This is a genomic window from Chania multitudinisentens RB-25 (assembly GCF_000520015.2).
GTDB classification, from domain to species: domain Bacteria; phylum Pseudomonadota; class Gammaproteobacteria; order Enterobacterales; family Enterobacteriaceae; genus Chania; species Chania multitudinisentens.
The window spans coordinates 5,343,451-5,361,953 of sequence record NZ_CP007044.2 but is presented as its reverse complement, the minus strand read 5'-3'; the positions used below and the strand labels follow the sequence as shown (position 1 = coordinate 5,361,953).

Here is an 18,503-nt window from a genome sequence, read left to right as displayed (position 1 = left end):
GTTAACGTGCAAGACGTAGTGATTGTAGCCGCTACCCGCACTCCGATCGGCAGTTTTCTCGGGGCATTGGGCCCGCTCTCTGCGATGGATTTAGGGGCGATAGTGGTGAAAACCTTGCTGGTAAACAGCGGCGTGGCGGCAGCAAACGTTGACGAAGTGATTCTGGGGCAAGTGCTTACTGCGGGCTGTGGCCAGAATCCGGCTCGGCAGGCCGCGGTAAATGCGGGTCTGCCCTACGGCGTGGCGGCTTTTACGCTCAATAAGGTATGTGGTTCAGGGCTGAAAGCGGTACATCTGGCAGCACAGGCCATCCGCTGTGGCGATGCGCAAATCGTGATTGCCGGTGGGCAGGAGAGCATGAGCCAGGCTCGTTACCTGCTGGAAGGTGCTCGCACCGGGCTGCGGCTGGGTGATGGTCAGATGATCGATAGCCTGATCCGCGATGGACTGTGGGATGCCTTCAACGATTACCACATGGGGATCACTGCTGAAAATCTGGCGGAACACTATGCCATCGGCCGCGTAGAGCAGGATCGCTTTGCTCTACAGTCGCAGCAAAAAGCGCAGGCAGCGCAGGAAACCGGGCGCTTTACGCAGGAAATCACACCGGTGTTGGTGCCCCGAGCTAAAGGAGAGGCGTTACGGGTGGAGAGTGATGAACAGCCACGTGCAGGAACCACCGAGGAGAGCCTGGCACGTCTGCGCCCAGCGTTTCGCTCGGAAGGCAGCGTCACCGCAGGTAATGCGTCATCGCTCAATGACGGGGCGGCGGCAGTGCTGCTGATGAGTGCGCAAAAGGCGGAGGAACTGCGCTTGCCGGTGCTGGCGCGTATCGTTTCTTACGCGGCATCGGGGGTTGACCCGGCGATGATGGGAATCGGCCCGGTAGAAGCGGCACAGCGCACGCTGGCAAAAGCGGGGTGGACATTGGATGAGGTTGATCTGATCGAAGCCAATGAGGCTTTTGCCGTACAGGCGTTAGCAGTGGGTAACGCATTGGGTTGGCAACAGGACAGAGTCAACGTCAATGGCGGGGCCATTGCTCTTGGTCACCCGATTGGCGCTTCCGGCTGCCGCATTCTGGTCACCTTGCTGCATGAGATGCAGCGTCGCGAGGTGAAAAAAGGGCTGGCGATGCTGTGCATCGGCGGCGGGCAAGGTGTGGCGTTGGCTGTCGAACGCCCCTGAACAAGATGGCCCACAGGGAGCCATCACATAACGAGCCTGGGTTGTACTCGAAAATAATAATTATATTAAGGAGTCATCGATGAGCGTTTTAATTGCCCTGGCAGCACTGGGTGTGCTGATGCTGGCTGCCTATCGCGGCTACAGCGTGATCCTGTTTGCCCCAATCGCCGCGCTGGGGGCCGTATTGCTGACCGATCCCAGTGCGGTAGCCCCTGTTTTTACCGGGTTGTTTATGGAGCGAATGGTTGGCTTCGTCAAACTCTACTTTCCAGTGTTTCTGCTGGGGGCGGTTTTCGGCAAGCTGATTGAGCTTTCTGGTTTTTCCCGTTCGATTGTCGCTGCGGCGATCAACATCCTCGGCCGTCGTCATGCGATCCCGGTGATTGTTTTGGTGTGCGCCTTGTTGACCTATGGCGGTGTGTCTCTGTTTGTGGTGGCCTTCGCGGTGTATCCGTTTGCTGCTGAGCTGTTTCGTCAAAGTAATATCCCGAAACGCCTGATCCCTGCCACGGTGGCATTAGGGGCGTTTTCTTTCACCATGGATGCGTTGCCCGGTACGCCGCAGATCCAGAACATCATTCCCACCAGTTTCTTTGGCACCACTGCTTGGGCTGCACCTTGGCTTGGGTTGATTGGCGCGCTGTTTATGATCGTTGTTGGTTTGTTTTACCTTGAGCGGCAACGGCATACCGCGCAACTGCGCGGTGAAGGCTATGGTGCCGCATTGTTGAATGAGCCGGAAACGGCGGAGAATATCGATCTGCCAAATCCGTGGATTGCCATTCTTCCTTTAATTCTGGTGGGGCTATTGAACCTGGGGTTTACGCACTGGATCCCACAATGGTATGGCACCAGCCATGAACTGCTGTTGCCGGGGCTGACTAAACCGATCACCACCGAAGTGAGCAAAATCAATGCTATTTGGGCGGTACAGGCGGCGTTGTTAGCGGGCATTGTGCTGGTGCTGGTCTGCGGTTTTCGCAATATCCGCGGCCGCTTGGCCGAAGGCAGTAAAACCGCCGTGGGGGGAGCGATCCTGGCGGCGATGAATACCGCCTCAGAGTACGGTTTTGGCGCGGTGATCGCTGCGCTACCCGGATTTTTGGTCTTGTCTCAGGCATTAGCGGCCATTCCTAACCCATTGTTGAATGAAGCCATTAGCGTCACGCTGCTGGCCGGTATTACCGGTTCGGCATCCGGCGGAATGAGTATTGCGTTGGCCGCCATGTCTGATTCATTTATCGCCGCGGCGCATGCGGCGGAGATCCCATTGGAAGTGCTGCACCGGGTGGCTTCAATGGCCAGTGGCGGTATGGATACGCTGCCGCACAACGGTGCCGTGATCACGCTGCTGGCGATTACCGGCCTCAGCCACCGGCAAGCCTATGGCGGTATCTTCGCGATCACGTTGATCAAGAGTGCGGCAGTGTTGTTTGTCATTGGAGTGTTCTACCTGACCGGTATTGTATAAAGGAGAAGCAAGATGAATTTACAAGGTAAAACAGCGCTGGTGACGGGCTCAACCAGCGGAATTGGTCTTGGTTTGGCCGCTGCGCTGGCGGCTGCCGGGGCACGGGTGATCCTGAACGGTTTTGGTGATGTGGAATCTGCAATCAGCCATATTAACCGCCTGGGCATAGCACCTGGCTACCATGCGGCAGATCTCAGCGATCCAGAGCAGATTGGTGAACTGATGCATTACGTAGAATGGGAATTCGGCGGGGCCGATATTCTGGTCAACAATGCGGGAATACAGCACGTTGCAAAGGTAGAGGATTTCCCGGTGCAGAAATGGGATGCGATCCTCGCTGTTAACCTTTCTTCGGTATTTCATACCAGCCGCTTGGCGTTACCGGGGATGCGCGAACGTGGCTGGGGGCGCATTATTAATGTGGCGTCGGTACACGGTTTGGTGGCTTCACAAGAGAAGGCCGCCTATGTGGCAGCCAAGCATGGGGTGATTGGCTTGACCAAAACGATCGCGCTTGAAACCGCCCGAACTCCCATCACCTGTAATGCCATCTGCCCTGGTTGGGTGCTGACGCCGCTGGTGCAGCAGCAGATCGATCAACGCATCGCCGCTGGGGTTGAGCCACAGCAGGCGCGGAATGCGCTCTTGGCTGAGAAACAACCTTCGCAGGAGTTTGTTACCCCGGAACAACTGGGAGAGTTGGCGTTATTCCTGTGCAGCGACGCGGCCAGGCAGGTGCGCGGTGCCGCGTGGAATATGGATGGTGGCTGGCTGGCGCAGTAATAGGGTTTGGCAAGTTTTGCCGTGGTGAAAGGCATAATTGGGGGAAATCAGGCTGTAATTTGCCAAAAATCTGCTTTGTTGCCTATTAGATGACAAAAAATGTGATATTTGCCGCAGTAATATTTCCCTCTTGGAGGGAAGTGCACATATAATGCGCATCCGGTCACATTTGGCCGGATATACCCTCTACACTTAAAGCAGCGGCATGGCTCACCCGAATCACTTACTCCAGTAAGCTCAGCGGGATGGTGAACCTCATTACTGAGGTTCTTATAGATTGCTTGCCACTTGAAGGACGATGGGTAAACACCTATTAATCATAGCCAGTGTGGCCACCACTCCAACACGAAGATGAAAATGAGTATTCGCGCGTTATTAACCCTGTTTACGGCGCTGGCTGCATTCAGCCAGGCAGCCCTCGCTGTTGTTTACCCTTTGCCTGCCAAGAATAGTCGCCTGATAGGGGAAAATATTCAGATCACGGTGCCAGCAGACAGCAAATTGCCCCTAGAGAGTTTTGCCGCTCAGTACCAGATGGGCCTGAGCAATATGCTAGAAGCTAACCCTGGCGTTGACCCGTACCTGCCGTTACCGGGCAGCACCTTGACCATCCCGCAGCAGTTGATTCTGCCGAACACCCCGCGTGAAGGCATCATTATCAATAGTGCGGAAATGCGTTTGTATTACTTTCCAAAAGGGACGAATACCGTGGTAGTGCTGCCGATCGGTATTGGCCAGTTGGGTAAAGATACTCCGCTGGATTGGATCACCAGCGTACAGCGTAAGAAAGACGGCCCAACCTGGACGCCAACCGCCAAAATGCGTGAAGAATATGCGGCCGAGGGTGAGATTCTGCCAGCGGTATACCCTGCTGGGCCGGATAATCCGATGGGGCTGTACGCATTGTACGTGGGCCGCCTGTATGCTATTCACGGCACCAATGCCAACTTCGGTATCGGCCTGCGTGTGAGCCATGGTTGCGTGCGCTTGCGTGCTGACGATATTAAATACCTGTTCGACAGCGTGCCGGTGGGTACGCGTGTGCAATTCATTAACGAACCGGTGAAAGCCAGCATTGAGCCAGACGGTTCACGTTATCTGGAAGTGCATAACCCACTGTCGGCTAACGAAGAAGAGCAGAAGTCCAAAGAGCCAGTGCCAATTCTGTTCTCTGAGGCCGTTGGCAAAGTGCTGATGGACCCGAGCGTTGATCAGAATGAAGTGAAATCAGCGGTTGATGCGCGTTTAGGTGTACCGATCCGCGTAGGTTGAGGGTTCTGATCCATTAAAAGCGCCTGCGGGCGCTTTTTTTACGGCATCTGGAATCAACGCCCGCGCTTTGCCACCAAGGTGAACTTGTAGTCATCGCTTTTAAAGAAATTACGGCTGAATTCAAATACGGTGCCATCGCTCAGAAAGCCGGTGGAGACTTTCTCCAGAATCGGCTTCTGTGCATCGATCCCCAGTGCGTTCACTACATCTTCGGCAGGCATCACCGGAATGATTTCCTGCTCGCTGCGGTCGATCACCAGCTTTTTCACCTGCTCGATATAGTGATATTTGGATTTCTGCATCACCTCGTAGCTGAGATCGGGGAATAGCGTGAGCGGCATCCAGGTTTCTTCCAGCGTGACCGGCTTCTGTTTGATATAACGCACCCGTTTGACGTAATACACCTTGTCATCGGTGGTTAGACGTAACGCTTCGGCGATCGCCGGGCTGGCTTTGGTGACCTGGAAGATCAGCACGTCGCTGTGGGTTTCCACGTTGCGATCGGTGGGCAGTTAACGCTGGAAAAGCCGTCGCAGGAATGGCTGGAAACCGGCATGGATGAACAACCGCTGGCACATCAGGGGGCGGCAAACGGTGATTTCGCCCGGCGTGCCCCATGCCAGTCAAAGACTTTCCGGTTTATTCGGTAGGGAAGCCTGGAGACAGAAGCGTGGATGCCCACGCTTCTGCACCGGAATTACAAACCAAACTTTTGCGCCAGTTGATCAATGGCGCTGCGCTGGAATTGCCTAAATGCTTCGCGGGGTTGTTGCTGGCGAATAAACTCCAGCAGCGGGTCTTGTACCTCAGTGCGTATGCCGCTTAATTCCTCGATCACCGCTAGCCCGCAGAACGGCACGTAAGATTCGGCGTATCCCCCTTCGTGTACCATCACCAGTTTGCCGCCGCATAGCCGATCGGCCGCGCTTTGTACCAATTCGGTCATGGTGCGGAAACTGTCGCTGTGCAGTTGCATACGCGCCAGCGGATCGAGGGCGTTGGCATCATAACCACAGGCGATGATGATCAATTCCGGTTTGAACTGTTCCAGCGCGGGCAGCACAATCTGCCGCATGGCGTACAGGTAAGCGTCGTCACCGGCTCCCGCCAGCAGCGGAATGTTGAGGTTATAACCGTAGCCCGCTCCTTCACCGCGATCTTGCTCACCGGCATAGCCTGGCGGGAAGCAACCATCCTGATGCAATGAGAGGGTCAGCACATCATCGCGCTGCCAGTAAATATGCTGTGTACCGTTGCCGTGATGTACATCCCAATCGATCACCGCCACTTTATTCAGGCCGAGCCGGGCTTTGGCGCGTTCGATGGCAATGGGAATATTGGCCAGGAAACAGAACCCCATTGATTGGTCGGGTAGGCAATGGTGGCCCGGTGGGCGTGAAAGGGAATACGCGTTATCCAGCTCACCTTTTAGCACCGCTTCCACTGCGGCACAGGCCAGCCCGGCGGAGAGTCTGGCAATCTCGTAGCTGCCCGGCCCCATCGGCGCATCTTCTCCCAGCATTCCACCGCCGTTATCGCTCAACTGTTTGAAGCGTTGCAGATAATGTGCCGGATGGATACGCAGCAAATCCTGTTCTTCTGCCAGCTCGGCGCTCAACAGGCTGAGGTGGCGAGACAGGCCGGAAACATCCATCAGGTTTTTCATCCGCCGTTTGGTTTCCGGGGATTCCGCATGGCCAGCGCCTGAAGGCGGTTGCACCCAACCGCCCACCGGCAGCGTGATGGCGTGTAGGCCGGTGCTGTGCCAAAAACAGCGTTCATCGAAGAAAAAACCGGTTTTTCTTTTCACCTTATAACTCCTGTTAAGCGGCGTGGTGTGCGTGGTGAAGCCAGTGAGATCAACAACAGTGACAGCAAGGCGCAGGTTAGTGCACCGGCCAGCAGTGCGCTGATTCCACCGGAAGATTCCATCAGATAGCCCGCCAGCGTTGGGCCAATCGCCATGCCGCCGCCAATCACCAGATTGATGCTGTTCATCAGTTTGCCGTTGTTATCCAACCCGGCAATGCGCGCCAGAATAAAAGGCAGCACAAAGGTCCAAGTGAATTTGAACATCACCGCCGCCAGCGTGAAGCGGATAAGCCAGGGGTTTTGGCTCAGCAAGACGATGCTGGCGATCAGCAGACCGTAACCGATCCACAGTAAGGGTTTATGGCTGCGCCGGGCGCCAATCATTGCCGCGCCTCCGGCACCGATAATGCCAAACAGCGTGGCGGCCGCCAGAACTTGCCCGCTTTGCACCAGCGAAAGCCCGGCGGTGGCGGCAATATTGCCGATGAAAGTCCAGACGGCGCTCAGGCTGATATAGAACGTCAGTACCGCCAGTACGGCGTACAGTTTGCGGATCAGCGGAGCCGGAGGGAACTGGCTTGACGTGCTGCTGGCTTGGCGAAAACCGTTGGGAAAGGCACAGACCAGTGGCAGGCAGCACAACATGATCGCCGCCAGAATCAGATACACCACCATCAGGCCAAAATGAGCGAACAGCGGTGGCAAGACCAGCAGGCCAAGCATCCCCAACAGCAACTGGCCTAACACCCAAAAAGCGTACACCCGACTGGGATTGGCGGTGCCAGCGGCACAGGTAATACACAGGATCATCAGAGTGCCGCCTGCCAGTGAGGCGATAAAACGCAATACCAGCAACAGGGTGAAATCGGTGCTCAACGCGGAAGCGAGATTGCCGGCCAGAAACACCAGAGCGGCCAGCATAGCGACCTGCCGCCAGTTGATGCGGCTGATCCACCACCAGGCAGGTAAAGTGGCGATACTCATTGCACCTAATTCAGTGGAAAACAGATAACCAATCTGGCCGGGTGTGAGTTGCCATTGCACGGCTAACTGCGCAGCGACGGCCGGTGCGGTCATCAATATTCCCGGTGCGATGGCGGCAAACACGATAATTGCCATTAACAGTCTGGGTGGGCAGGAAAGTATCGTCCCGGCAGGAGGGACATAAACTGAATCACTGGACATCATCGTATCCTCATGTTTCATCAATAAATACCCGCCATGCCGTTTTTTGCGCATGGGGAAGCCGTGCCTGATTTGGCTGGTCTTGTGTGGTGATATTTTGGGTAAAAACGAATCAGCCGTGGGTAATAAAACCGCTGGCTACCAACTCAGTTCGATTAACCACCGCCGTTTTGGCAAAAATATTGCGCATATGCGTTTTCACCGTCGATAAAGAAATACCCAGTTTTAAGGCGATACGTTTATTGCTGGCCCCTTCGCGCACCATGTTAACGATCTCCAGCTCTTTGGCGGTGAGCGGTTGCGCTTCGGCATCAGGCAGCAGATCGCGCGTTGCCAGTTCGATCAGCGGCATGACCGCCCGCAACCGGCCGCGTTCAAGCTCAGTGAAGGGCGTGTCACGGATCAGCGAAACCCCGGCAATAATCCGTTTGCGCTGGCGGATAAAAATTTCTGTCATATCACGCATATGGTTCGGCAGCATGAAGTCGTGATAGTAGTGGTGATTGCTGGCAAGCTCCGCCGGGCTCATGCTCACCATCGTAATATCCTGCTGGTGGAAATTGGCCGGCTTCAGCGGATCGATCTGCTGAAAATGGTTCAGATATTGCTGGTGGGTATTATCGGAAATCCCATGCAGAACATAGTGTTCGGGCTGCAAATCAGGATCGACCAAATAGAATACCGCCGAAGAAACCGGGATCAGATGCGCCATGGTATGCAGACAGCTTGAGATAAAAGCGTCGTTACGTATGGGGGATGAGGTGGTTTGCATGATTCATGTTCCTCCCTTTGATCTGCTGCCTGTGCAATATATGAACGTTGCTAGCATAGTTGTAGCAAATAATTAACACAATAAGAACATATTAACAACGTGAGCGTTATTGCAATAAAATACATTAATAACAATGTCTCTGTGCTCATTGGGTGGGCTTTATTCTGCTGATTAACACCATTTTCATTAATACATTAATAAAAATGATATGGCAGCTTCCCGCTGAATTTACAACGGTTTCTGCGGTTTTTATCTCTGCTGTACTGGCAGAGCGGCGTGCTACAAATGGCACCGCGTGCGGGTTGGCCTCGTTCTTAAGAACGATAGCTGTAGAGGGAAAGTTGTAATACCCACTTAACGTGGTACGAATTGATGAAGGGCTTGATGAGTAGAGCCTGTTAGAAGTTAGAACGACGGTACATGTAAACGCACCGTCGTTCGGCCCTATAACGGCATCGTAGAGAATGGGAATTTTATGTGGCTGTTCCTTCCCCGGCATCTTTTTGGATCTTTATCGCCAGTTCTACAATTTCTTTCAGATATAGCTGATGATTTGCGACCTTTTTCAACATCAATGCGCCAAGAGATATCCCTAATAAAAATGCTAACCCAAACATGATAAAAGTATTAGAAATACCAGAAGTAAAGAGGTCTTCAGTGAACGTCTGGCTTAATTTATCGAAGCCAATTGACGATTGAACTGCGGAATAAGTTAGAGCCAATACTGATAATACTGCGGTTTTTTCTCCAAAAAAGCTGCTAACTCTTAAGTTTATTCTGTTTATCTTCGTTTGTAGCCAATGAATCGCATAGAGCAGTTCTTTTTCTGAGTAATCTAATAGCAGCATTGCATTTTGTTCATCATGAGATATTTCACAGACAAAGTCGTCAGACGTTTCTTTTTTCCAGTTTATTAGATGCTTGATCCCTAATATAGGTGGCAACATCATGATTAATAACCCCGTGATTGTCACCCCAAAATAAACCCCAAATATGATATACACCATTGTGTCGTTTCTAAAAAGATCTGTTAATCTATATAGCGCTATGAGGCAGGCAAGCAAAGCTAAAAATATTACCCCTGTCATAAATAATCGGCCATGTATTTTGTCTATTATTTTATCTGTTCTGTTTTTGTAAGTGTGGGGAGCATAGGGTTTTATGCTACTGAGAATTTTAATTATATGGTTAACTCTTAACATATACCCCTCATATTGTTCATTGTTGTAAGCGTACTCAGGTTGTTTTTACACTATATTAAGCTTTATAAACAGCTAAATTTATCCTTTTAAAGACTTATCAAAACCAGGAGAGAAGTATCTATGTAAAGCGGCATCAGGCGGATTTACCCGCTTCCTGTAATCTGAATTATTTAGAGCATAAGAAGCGTATACGGCCCGGTTGTAACCAGAAGCCGTATACGCAGACGAGCTAAAACGCGTGTGTCACATGCCGGTGATTTGTTGGTTTTTCGGGTATTTCACCGTATAAGATAACCCCAACTGGCGGGATTGATTGGGTGCCAGATCCAATACCCATTTGACTTCACCGGTATCTTTATTGTAATTGGCGTCATCATATTTGAGTTCATCGACCACGATGGATGCATCACGACTTATCGGCACCTGATCTAACACCACCAACTTAATCGGCTCTTTACGGGTGTTTTTTACCTCCATTACATAGGAATACTGTTGGCTGACTGAATTACCAAAGAACTTGGATTTTGTGGTTAGCTGTTTATCGTTTTCACGGCTGATGATAATTTTCTTATCTCGACCTAAAGAGAGATCCAGCGTCTCTTTAATATTCTTGGTATTGATATCCCCTTGCCCAACGTAAGAACCCTCAAAGAAAATACTGGATTTACCCGGTAGCAGATTGAGGCTTTCCCAGTCTTTTAACTGAACCTGTAAAAACGCATCCTGTTCCAATTTGGGAACCACAACATAGCGGTAGTCGCCTTGGACATCGACATTTTTAATCAATACCGTATGGCCTTGGCCGTCGGCGGCGATATTGTAGGGCAGGGAAATGCTAAAGCGGGTATTGACGCCGCCGACATCGGTCACCACATATTCCGATAAAGAGCGGTTCTTAACCTGTCTCTCTCGTTCTGCGGCGATATCGCTCGCAGAGAGCTCCGCAGATTCATCAGCCAGCGGGGCCGGTGCCATTGCTGGCATCGGCGCTTCTCTGGCAATCATTTTGCTTAACGAATAATCCCTATGCAGATCGAGATACCAAGGGATTAAGCGTGGTGCTTGCGCACCCTCACTGGGGTTGCCGCTGGACAGCGTCAGATTCACTTTATTCCAGTTAATCCCGCTGTTCTGAAAAACATTGGCTTTATAGCTGAGCTGTACCGGGCGATTAATATTTGCCACTCGCACATCATAGGCTGGAACCCAACCCGCATCTTGAATCACATAAGACAATTTAATATCGCTGGTTACGGCTTTAGGCGTATAAAATTTCACGACCACCTGATTAACCGCCTGAGCAGTTTTTTGTTGTGCCTCTTTAAGCTGGTTATTTAACTTAGCGATATTTTTATCAATAGCGGCGATCTTTTCTTTAATATCGATATCGGTCAGTAAGGCTTCACTCATCCGTTTAGCGATCAATTCAAACAGTTGGTTAATTTGTTCAACAGAAGCGCCTTCTTTCTCTTTGCCCAACGCTTTATTGCTTTCCAGCACGGATAGCTGAGCCTGAATCACTTCCCGCTGCGCATTCAACTGATTTTGCTCACGGGTGGCCGCTTCAATTTGTGCAGTCAGTTGCACCACTTCCGGTGAAATATTTTCTGTCAGGAAATCCCGCTTGATACTTGAAGATTGGATGACTACGCCGTTATTGGCGTCCAGCATCAGGCTTTGTTCATTCACGTCGCTGGCAATATTGGTAAATATCACCTCGCTTTCACCAGCCGGTAGGGTGATTTTCGCACTGTTGAATAACTCCGCGCCACGGATAAACACCGTAACATCATTTAGCTGAACATCCTGTACCTGCGTTTCGGCATAGGCCGCAGCGGAATAGGTTGAAACTATCGTGGCGCACAGCAGTGTGATTCTGAATATCCGCATCGTCATTGATTTATCCTTAAATATTTAATGATGCCAAGCCTACATTATTTATACCGCTACCGAGAAGCAAATACCGTGAACTCACGTGATATCACTCGCAAATTAAGCTCCGTCATCCTTAAGGATGATAGCCAGGCTTTTCCGTTGCTCCCTACACTGCACCTAGTAGTAATAAGCCAGCAGAAATCAGAATAACGGCGGACTGTTGGAAAAGATAAGATGCAAAATCAGAATAGGGCAGAGAGGTGGCAGTAGGATACACAACAAAAGGAGCTGGTGATGGCAATGAAGAAAAAGGCGGTGGCGGTAGCACTCAGTAGCCTGTTATCAGGGCTGGGACATGCGGCAGACGGTGAACGGCCTAACGTGCTGATCATTATTGCCGATGATATGGGCTACTCCGATATCAGTCCGTTCGGCGGTGAAATCCCGACGCCCAATCTGCAAGCGCTGGCGGAGCAGGGCGTGCGGATGAGCCAGTATTATACCTCGCCGATGTCCGCTCCGGCGCGTTCGATGCTGATGACCGGCAACACCAATCAGCAGGCTGGCATGGGTGGGATGTGGTGGTATGAAAGCACCATTGCCCGGCCAGGTTATGAAATGCGGCTGACCGAGCGGGTCACAACGATGCCTGAGCGTTTTAAAGAGGCAGGTTATGCCACCATGATGGCCGGTAAATGGCACCTGGGCTATGCCGATGGAGCCAGGCCGCTCGATCGCGGTTTTGAACGAGCGTTCGCACTTATGGGCGGCGGTGCCAGCCATTTTGACGATGCGGTGCCGTTGGGCACGGTGGAATCTTTTCATACTTTCTACACCCTGAACGGTAAGCCTGTTTCCCTGCCGCAGGATTTTTACTCCAGCAAAGCCTATGCCACACAGCTGCAACAGTGGATTACCGATACGCCAAAAGATCGGCCGGTATTTGCTTATCTGGCGTTTACCGCGCCGCACGATCCGCTACAGGCCCCGGATGACTGGATCGCTAAATTCGACGGCAAGTATGACGCTGGCTATCAGCCAGTCTACCAGCAGCGCATTGACCGGCTGAAAGCGCTGGGGATTATTTCCGATCGCACGCCGCTGCCGCAGCTGGCGTTAGAGCAAGAGTGGCAGGCGCTGACGCCGGAGCAGCAGAAATATACTGCCAAAACCATGCAGGTATATGCGGCAATGATCGCTTATATGGACGATCAGATCGGCGGGGTGATGAAAACTCTCCAGCAGACCGGGCGTGATAAAAACACCATCATCATTTTTGCCACCGACAACGGTGCCAACCCGGCCAGCGGTTTTTACTACGGTTCCAAGCCTGAGTTCTGGCAGCAGTTTGACAACAGCTACGCTAATCTCGGCCGTAAAGGATCATTTATTTCTTATGGGCCACATTGGGCGAACGTCAGTAACGCCCCGTATGCTAATCATCATAAAACCACCAGCGGGCAGGGTGGCATCAATACCGATTTCATTATCTCTGCACCGCAGTTGAAGCAGCGTGGCGGTATTGATAAAACGCCGATAGCGGTCTATGACATTGCACCAACGCTGTATGAATTTGCCGGTATTGATGCAACCAAAGCCCTGCAACCTAAGCCAGTGATCCCGATGGTGGGTGTCAGCTTCAAACGTTATTTCAGCGATGAGGCTGTTGCAGCCCCGCGTTCGACCTACGCTGTTGAACTGCACAATCAGGCGGCGTATATGGATGGCATATGGAAGCTGCGGCGGCTGGTTGCCGGTGGAGCGCAAGCGCAGACGGCTCCTTGGGGGTTATTCAATTTACAGGACGATCCGCTGGAACTTCACGATCTGGCTGCCAGCCAGCCCGAGCGGGTAAAACGGCTGAGCGCCGAATATCAGCGCTATGCTGATCAAGGTATGGTGATCGAAGCCGTTGGCAAGGAAGTTGACTATCTTGGCATTGATCCGCAAACCCGCCGCTATATCGGTGTCGAGCCGCAGGTGGCTGAGTGAAGAGGCCGATCCCGGTGAATACCGTGCCGCGCGCCAGCGTGCCGTTTCATATGCTGATTAAGCCGATCGGCGCAGGCTGTAATCTGGCCTGCCGTTATTGCTATTACCCGCAGCGCAGCCAAGTGCAGAAAATGGATGAAGCCTTGCTGGAAAGTTTTATCCGCCAATATATCGCCAGCCAGCCGCGCTATAGCCGCGAGATCAACTTTGTCTGGCAAGGCGGCGAACCGCTGCTGGCAGGGATCGGTTTTTACAAGCAGGCGCTGGCGTTACAGCAAAAGTATGCGCCACCGGGCGTGGCGATCAGTAATAGCCTGCAAACCAACGCCACGCTGCTGAATGACGCCTGGTGCCGCCTGTTTAAGCAGCATCGGTTTATTATCGGCGTCAGCCTGGATGGCGATCGCCAGATTCAGGATGCGCACCGGCCGGATAAACGGGGTAATAGCAGCTACGATGCAGCACTGCGTGGCATCGCTTTATTGCAACAGCACCAGATTGAATTCAACCTGTTGGTGGTGGTACACGATGGGGTCACCGATCGGGCGCAGGCGATGTATGACCATTTTGTCGCGCTGGGCGTGCGTTACCTACAGTTTCAGCCGCTGATGCTGGAAGGTGACGCACCGGCGGCGGGCTATGGTCTGCGTGCTGCCAATTGGGGGCGCTTTATGGTGGCGATTTATCGCCGTTGGCGCAGCCAGGGCCATATCGGCCAGGTTTTTGTCATGAATATCGAGCATGTTTATGCCCAATATTTTACCCACGTCAGCCCCAATTGCGTTCATGCCGAGCGCTGTGGCGGCAATCTGGTGATGGAGCCGAGCGGCAGCGTATACGCCTGCGATCATCTGATCGACGCCAAGCATTATCTGGGCCGTTTCGATCACGTTAGCCAGTTCGCCGAGTATGTGGCTACCGCCACCGAGATGGAGTTTGGCAAAACTAAAAGCCTGCGGCGTGAATGCCAGAGTTGCAGCGTAAAAAGCGTCTGCCAGGGCGGTTGCCCAGCGCATCTTGGCCAAGATCGTTACAACCGTTTGTGCGCCGGGTACTACACCTTCTTTTCAGAAGTAATGGCCCCGCTGCGCAGCTTCCCCCGGAATGCTCAAGGGGCTGTTGCCTGGCGTAACAGCGTGATTGCACCCACAAGTTAATCCCTATCATCCTTAAGGACGATAGTCAGCCTTTTCCTTTACTTCCTATAGTGAGTTCGCCGCCCTTGGCGAGCACAACACCTGTTAACAACACCGGGTTAAAAAAACACTAAGAGGAAATCACCATGAACCTGCCGTCACGGCTCCACGCCCAGCTTGAACGGGGCAAGATCGGGTTCCCCACCACGCTAGCCAGTTCGGTCGGGGTGATAATGGCCAGTCCGGTGATCCTCACCGTGACCAGCGGCTTTGGCATCGGTGGCGATACTTTTGCCTTGGCGATGCTGATTGCTTTTATCATGATGCAGGCGCAGCTCACTACGTTCTCTGAGGCCGCGTCGATCCTGCCGACGACCGGCTCGGTCTATGATTATATCTCCTGCGGCATGGGGCGTTTTTTTGCTATTACCGGCACCCTGTCTGCTTATCTGATCGTCCATATCTTTGCCGGAACGGCCGAAACCATTCTTGCCGGCATTATGGCGCTGGTGAATTTTGAACATCTCAATACCCTGGTGGAAAGCTATAACGCCTCGTGGATGATCGGCGTTGGGTTGGTGATTATCTTCGGCCTGCTGAATGCGTTGGGCATTGAGGCTTTCGGTAAAGCGGAAGTGGTACTGACTTTCTGCATGTGGAGCACGCTGATGATCTTTTCCATTGCCGGGCTGCTGTTGCCTCACGCAGTGCCGCTGGAAAGCTGGTTTGGCAGTACGCTTAACGTTAGCGATCCCTTTGCGGTATTCAGCCTGGTCGGCATGGCGATGTTTATGTTCGTCGGCTGTGAATTGGTAACGCCGATGGCACCGGAGATTAAACAATCCCACCGTGTTATCCCGCGTGCGATGGCGCTGGGGCTGTGCGGCGTGGCGCTGTGCATGGCATTGTATGGCGCGGCGCTCAGCCATCAGGTGGAAAACGTGGTGGTGGATGCAGCCAACAATGTGCATCTGCTGGAGACGCCGATGGCGATCCCGGCGTTTGCGGGCCAGGTGATGGGCAATTTCGGTAAGTACTGGCTCGGCGTCGGGTTGCTGCTGGCCGGTGCGGCCACCATCAATACGTTGATGGCGGCGGTGCCACGCATTATGTACGGCATGGTGTTGGATGGCGCGCTGCCGCGTATTTTCGCTTATCTGCACCCGCGTTTTAAAACACCGGTGGTGGCCATTGCCGCAGCGGTGTTGATCCCTTGTGTGCATGCTTTTGCCATCCAGGGCAATCTGGATCGCATCATCCCGATGGTGTTGGCGGCGGTGTGTGCCTGGGGCGTGGCCTATCTGTTGGTGACCTGCTCAGTGGTGATTCTGCGTATCCGCCGCCCGGATCTGCCGCGGGCTTACAAATCCCCCTGGTTCCCATTGCCGCAGATTGTTTCCAGCGTGGGTATTTTGCTGGCGATTTTCAATATTACCCCACCGGGGATGAGCCCTAGTGACGTTTATATTCCCTTCGGCGTGATGATTGGCCTGACGGCCGCCTATGCGCTGTTCTGGACGCTGTGCGTACAGAAAGTGAATCCGTTTAAACCGGTGCCGGTTGAACAGGTATTGGAAAGCACCTTTGCCAAGGCGGAAGCCGAAGAGGAGGTGGAGTTTGATCGGCTTACTTCCCTCACTTAACCGCTTCTGGCGGCGCGATCCTCCCGGCTATCAACCGGGTGCAACGCTGAATCGCCTGGTCAATAACCTGCATCCTTATGCCTGCGAGCGGCTGGCAGCGAGCCAACTGCGGCTCACGCTGCCGCAGGGGCCGGTGATCGAGGTCTGCGAACAGGTTCAGTCGCTGTTTCTGGCGCATATCGTTACTCACCGCTTTCGTTTGCAGGGCCGCACGGCCTGTGCTGAACCGCTGGTATTGCGTGTCATGGCCGGTGGCTGGCTGCGCCGCCGTGGGGTGATATACCGCACCAACGCCAGGCATGACGGTGCTCAGCGGTTGCTTGCTGCATTGCACCGTTACCCGCAGATCGGTGCAACCTTAGCCCAGCTCGATTTCCGCCGCGCCACGCTGGCGCTAAACGAAGGGAACTGGACACTGGATATTGAGCACTTCGCGGCTTCAGAGGTGGTCAGCCGTTTGCCCGCCGGGCGGCGTTACCTGCGGCTGGTGGCCGAACAGCGGCGTTTACTGTTGAGCAGTTTCCTGATGATTAACCAACTGATGGAGAAATGCGATGAGTAAAGTGGTGGTGATTACCGGTGGTGGCACTGGCACTGGCATTGGCGCTGCTTGCGCGCGGTTGTTGGCGAAAGAAGGCGATCGGGTATTTATCGTTGGCCGCCGCCCGGCACCGTTGCACGCTTTGGCCGAAGAGATTGGGGCATTTGCCATTGTGGGGGATGCCGCCAGCGGGGCAAGCTGGCAGAACGCGATCTTGCCTGCGATTTTGCAACATGCCGGGCGTATTGATTGCCTGATCGGCAGCGCCGGGGGTATGGGTTTAGGCCGTATTACTGAGGTCAGTGATGCTCAGTGGCAGCAGGCGCTGGACAGCAATCTTAACAGTGCGTTTGCCAGTGCGCGTGCCTGCCTGCCGGAACTGGTGAAAAGCGGTGGCAACCTGCTGTTGGTGGCCTCCATTGCCTCACTGGCAGCCGGGCCGGACGTATGTGGTTACGTCACGGCCAAACATGCGCTGATCGGCCTGATGCGCTCTATCGCCCGTGATTATGGCCCGCAGGGCGTGCGGGCCAACGCGGTGTGCCCCGGTTGGGTCACCACGCCGATGGCCGATGAAGAGATGCAGCCGTTGATGGCGGCGCATAACCTGACGCTGGAACAGGCTTACCAATGGGTTTGCCGTGATGTGCCGCTGCGCCGCCCGGCCAGTGCCGAAGAGATCGCTCAGGTTTGTTGTTTTCTCTGTTCACCGCTGGCTTCGATCATCACTGGCGCCACGCTAGTGGCCGATGGTGGCTCCACCATTGTTGATGTCCCAACGTTAGCTTTCACGTCTCTGTAAGGAGCAAAACATGAGTTCAGAAGCGGTATTTATTCAGGTGGGTGCATTGGCGGAAGGGTTTGCTCCGCAGAGCCATACGCTGGAACAACGGCACGGGCTGGCCGGTAACACGCTGGCATTCCATTTTTCTGATGGGGAAACGGTGAACTGCCGTTTTAATGACGATCAGACTCTGCTTTGGGGGGAACAGCAGGTTGATTATCGCGCGACCAGCATTCGCCCGGAGATCCTGTTTATTGATTTCCTCGATCCGCAACAGGCGAACGGCAGCATCACTCTGGTGTGCGATCGCCAGCAGGGCAACTTTACGGCGGTGTATGGTCAATTGCCGGATGAAGCACAGGTACGGCTGGATGCGTTCAGCCGGGTTGAGCAGGGGTTACCATTAACTGCGGTGAAAGCGGAGTTTCGCTTTGGCCGTTTGGACAGCAGCACCGCTCCGTGGCCGCAGTTTACCGACGAACTGATCGGGATGCGTAATCTTTACACCTACAGCCCTACCGAGCGCTATGAACACATCTATCTGAATGAGCATTTCTATACGTGGCAGTGCCTGGATGGCGTGGAGAAAGGGCTGGCAGATGTCGATCGCTGCCATTACGTGAAAGTTGCGGAGAAGCTCTATCTATTTGTCTGGCGCGAAAAGATCGTTCCAACGCTTGGCGTGGTGATGATCGATCTGCAAGGAATGCGCACTGACGGTAAGATCCTCGGCTATCAAGGCAGTGATTTCAACGCGTTGAGTAACTTTGCCGTTGGGGCTCACGCTCAGATCCTTAACATTACGCAGTATCCGCCGGGCTAAACGGAACCAGGCAACCCATGCCAC

General features: G+C 53.5%; 16 protein-coding genes and 1 pseudogene. 11 read left to right on the top strand and 6 right to left on the bottom strand.

What is annotated here, in order from left to right; genetic code table 11:
• Positions 1-6 precede the first annotated feature (6 nt).
• The 4 genes from Z042_RS23855 (at position 7) to Z042_RS23840 (ending at position 4,714) form a co-directional block, all read left to right on the top strand.
• Positions 7-1,188: an acetyl-CoA C-acetyltransferase gene (locus Z042_RS23855; protein WP_024912108.1), complete on the top strand. Its 1,182-nt coding sequence runs from the start codon at positions 7-9 to the stop codon at positions 1,186-1,188.
• 79 nt (positions 1,189-1,267) lie between these two features.
• Complete coding sequence (locus tag Z042_RS23850) at positions 1,268-2,659, top strand: GntP family permease (RefSeq protein ID WP_024912107.1); 1,392 nt, start codon at positions 1,268-1,270, stop codon at positions 2,657-2,659.
• Positions 2,660-2,671: 12 nt separating this feature from the next.
• Positions 2,672-3,442, top strand: coding sequence for a 3-hydroxybutyrate dehydrogenase (locus Z042_RS23845; RefSeq protein WP_024912106.1), 771 nt, complete (start codon positions 2,672-2,674; stop codon positions 3,440-3,442).
• Positions 3,443-3,793: 351 nt separating this feature from the next.
• Positions 3,794-4,714, top strand: a complete 921-nt coding sequence (locus Z042_RS23840; RefSeq protein ID WP_024912105.1) for a L,D-transpeptidase family protein — start codon at positions 3,794-3,796, stop codon at positions 4,712-4,714.
• Positions 4,715-4,767: 53 nt separating this feature from the next.
• Here the strand turns inward: Z042_RS23840 and Z042_RS23835 are convergent.
• Positions 4,768-5,217 (bottom strand): annotated as a pseudogene (locus Z042_RS23835) (UTRA domain-containing protein); the annotation flags it as partial.
• On the opposite strand from Z042_RS23835, the gene Z042_RS26210 reads away from it, so the two are divergent.
• Positions 5,197-5,364 carry a hypothetical protein gene (locus Z042_RS26210; protein WP_154667018.1) on the top strand — a complete coding sequence of 56 codons (168 nt, stop codon included), beginning with the start codon at positions 5,197-5,199 and terminating at the stop codon, positions 5,362-5,364. The pseudogene Z042_RS23835 and the gene Z042_RS26210 overlap by 21 nt on opposite strands.
• A gap of 47 nt (positions 5,365-5,411) precedes the next feature.
• Here Z042_RS26210 and Z042_RS23830 read toward each other — a convergent pair whose 3' ends face one another.
• From Z042_RS23830 to Z042_RS23810, 5 genes are all read right to left on the bottom strand, one after another.
• Positions 5,412-6,524 (bottom strand): class II histone deacetylase, encoded by a 1,113-nt coding sequence (locus Z042_RS23830; RefSeq protein ID WP_024912104.1) that lies wholly within the window; start codon positions 6,522-6,524, stop codon positions 5,412-5,414.
• Complete coding sequence (locus Z042_RS23825; RefSeq protein ID WP_024912103.1) at positions 6,521-7,711, bottom strand: MFS transporter; 1,191 nt, start codon at positions 7,709-7,711, stop codon at positions 6,521-6,523. The genes Z042_RS23830 and Z042_RS23825 overlap by 4 nt, the downstream gene beginning before the upstream one ends.
• Positions 7,712-7,823: 112 nt before the next feature.
• A complete protein-coding gene (locus Z042_RS23820) occupies positions 7,824-8,483 on the bottom strand; it encodes a helix-turn-helix transcriptional regulator (RefSeq protein ID WP_024912102.1) in 660 nt (219 codons plus the stop codon).
• A 473-nt stretch (positions 8,484-8,956) separates the two neighbouring features.
• Positions 8,957-9,685 carry a hypothetical protein gene (locus tag Z042_RS23815; protein ID WP_024912101.1) on the bottom strand — a complete coding sequence of 243 codons (729 nt, stop codon included), beginning with the start codon at positions 9,683-9,685 and terminating at the stop codon, positions 8,957-8,959.
• Positions 9,686-9,928: 243 nt separating this feature from the next.
• Positions 9,929-11,581 (bottom strand): DUF4139 domain-containing protein, encoded by a 1,653-nt coding sequence (locus Z042_RS23810; protein WP_024912100.1) that lies wholly within the window; start codon positions 11,579-11,581, stop codon positions 9,929-9,931.
• Positions 11,582-11,860: 279 nt separating this feature from the next.
• Here Z042_RS23810 and Z042_RS23805 point away from each other — a divergent pair, with 279 nt between their 5' ends.
• The 6 genes from Z042_RS23805 (at position 11,861) to Z042_RS23780 (ending at position 18,479) form a co-directional block, all read left to right on the top strand.
• A complete protein-coding gene (locus tag Z042_RS23805) occupies positions 11,861-13,552 on the top strand; it encodes an arylsulfatase (RefSeq protein WP_024912099.1) in 1,692 nt (563 codons plus the stop codon).
• Positions 13,549-14,709, top strand: a complete 1,161-nt coding sequence (locus Z042_RS23800) for an anaerobic sulfatase maturase (RefSeq protein WP_024912098.1) — start codon at positions 13,549-13,551, stop codon at positions 14,707-14,709. Before Z042_RS23805 ends, Z042_RS23800 begins: the two co-directional genes overlap by 4 nt.
• A gap of 125 nt (positions 14,710-14,834) precedes the next feature.
• On the top strand, positions 14,835-16,331 hold the full coding sequence (locus tag Z042_RS23795; protein ID WP_024912097.1) for an APC family permease: 1,497 nt from the start codon (positions 14,835-14,837) through the stop codon (positions 16,329-16,331).
• Positions 16,306-16,893 (top strand): DUF3156 family protein, encoded by a 588-nt coding sequence (locus Z042_RS23790; protein WP_024912096.1) that lies wholly within the window; start codon positions 16,306-16,308, stop codon positions 16,891-16,893. Before Z042_RS23795 ends, Z042_RS23790 begins: the two co-directional genes overlap by 26 nt.
• Complete coding sequence (locus Z042_RS23785; protein WP_024912095.1) at positions 16,886-17,674, top strand: SDR family NAD(P)-dependent oxidoreductase; 789 nt, start codon at positions 16,886-16,888, stop codon at positions 17,672-17,674. Before Z042_RS23790 ends, Z042_RS23785 begins: the two co-directional genes overlap by 8 nt.
• Positions 17,675-17,684: 10 nt before the next feature.
• Positions 17,685-18,479: a MoaF C-terminal domain-containing protein gene (locus Z042_RS23780; RefSeq protein WP_024912094.1), complete on the top strand. Its 795-nt coding sequence runs from the start codon at positions 17,685-17,687 to the stop codon at positions 18,477-18,479.
• Positions 18,480-18,503: the final 24 nt, after the last annotated feature.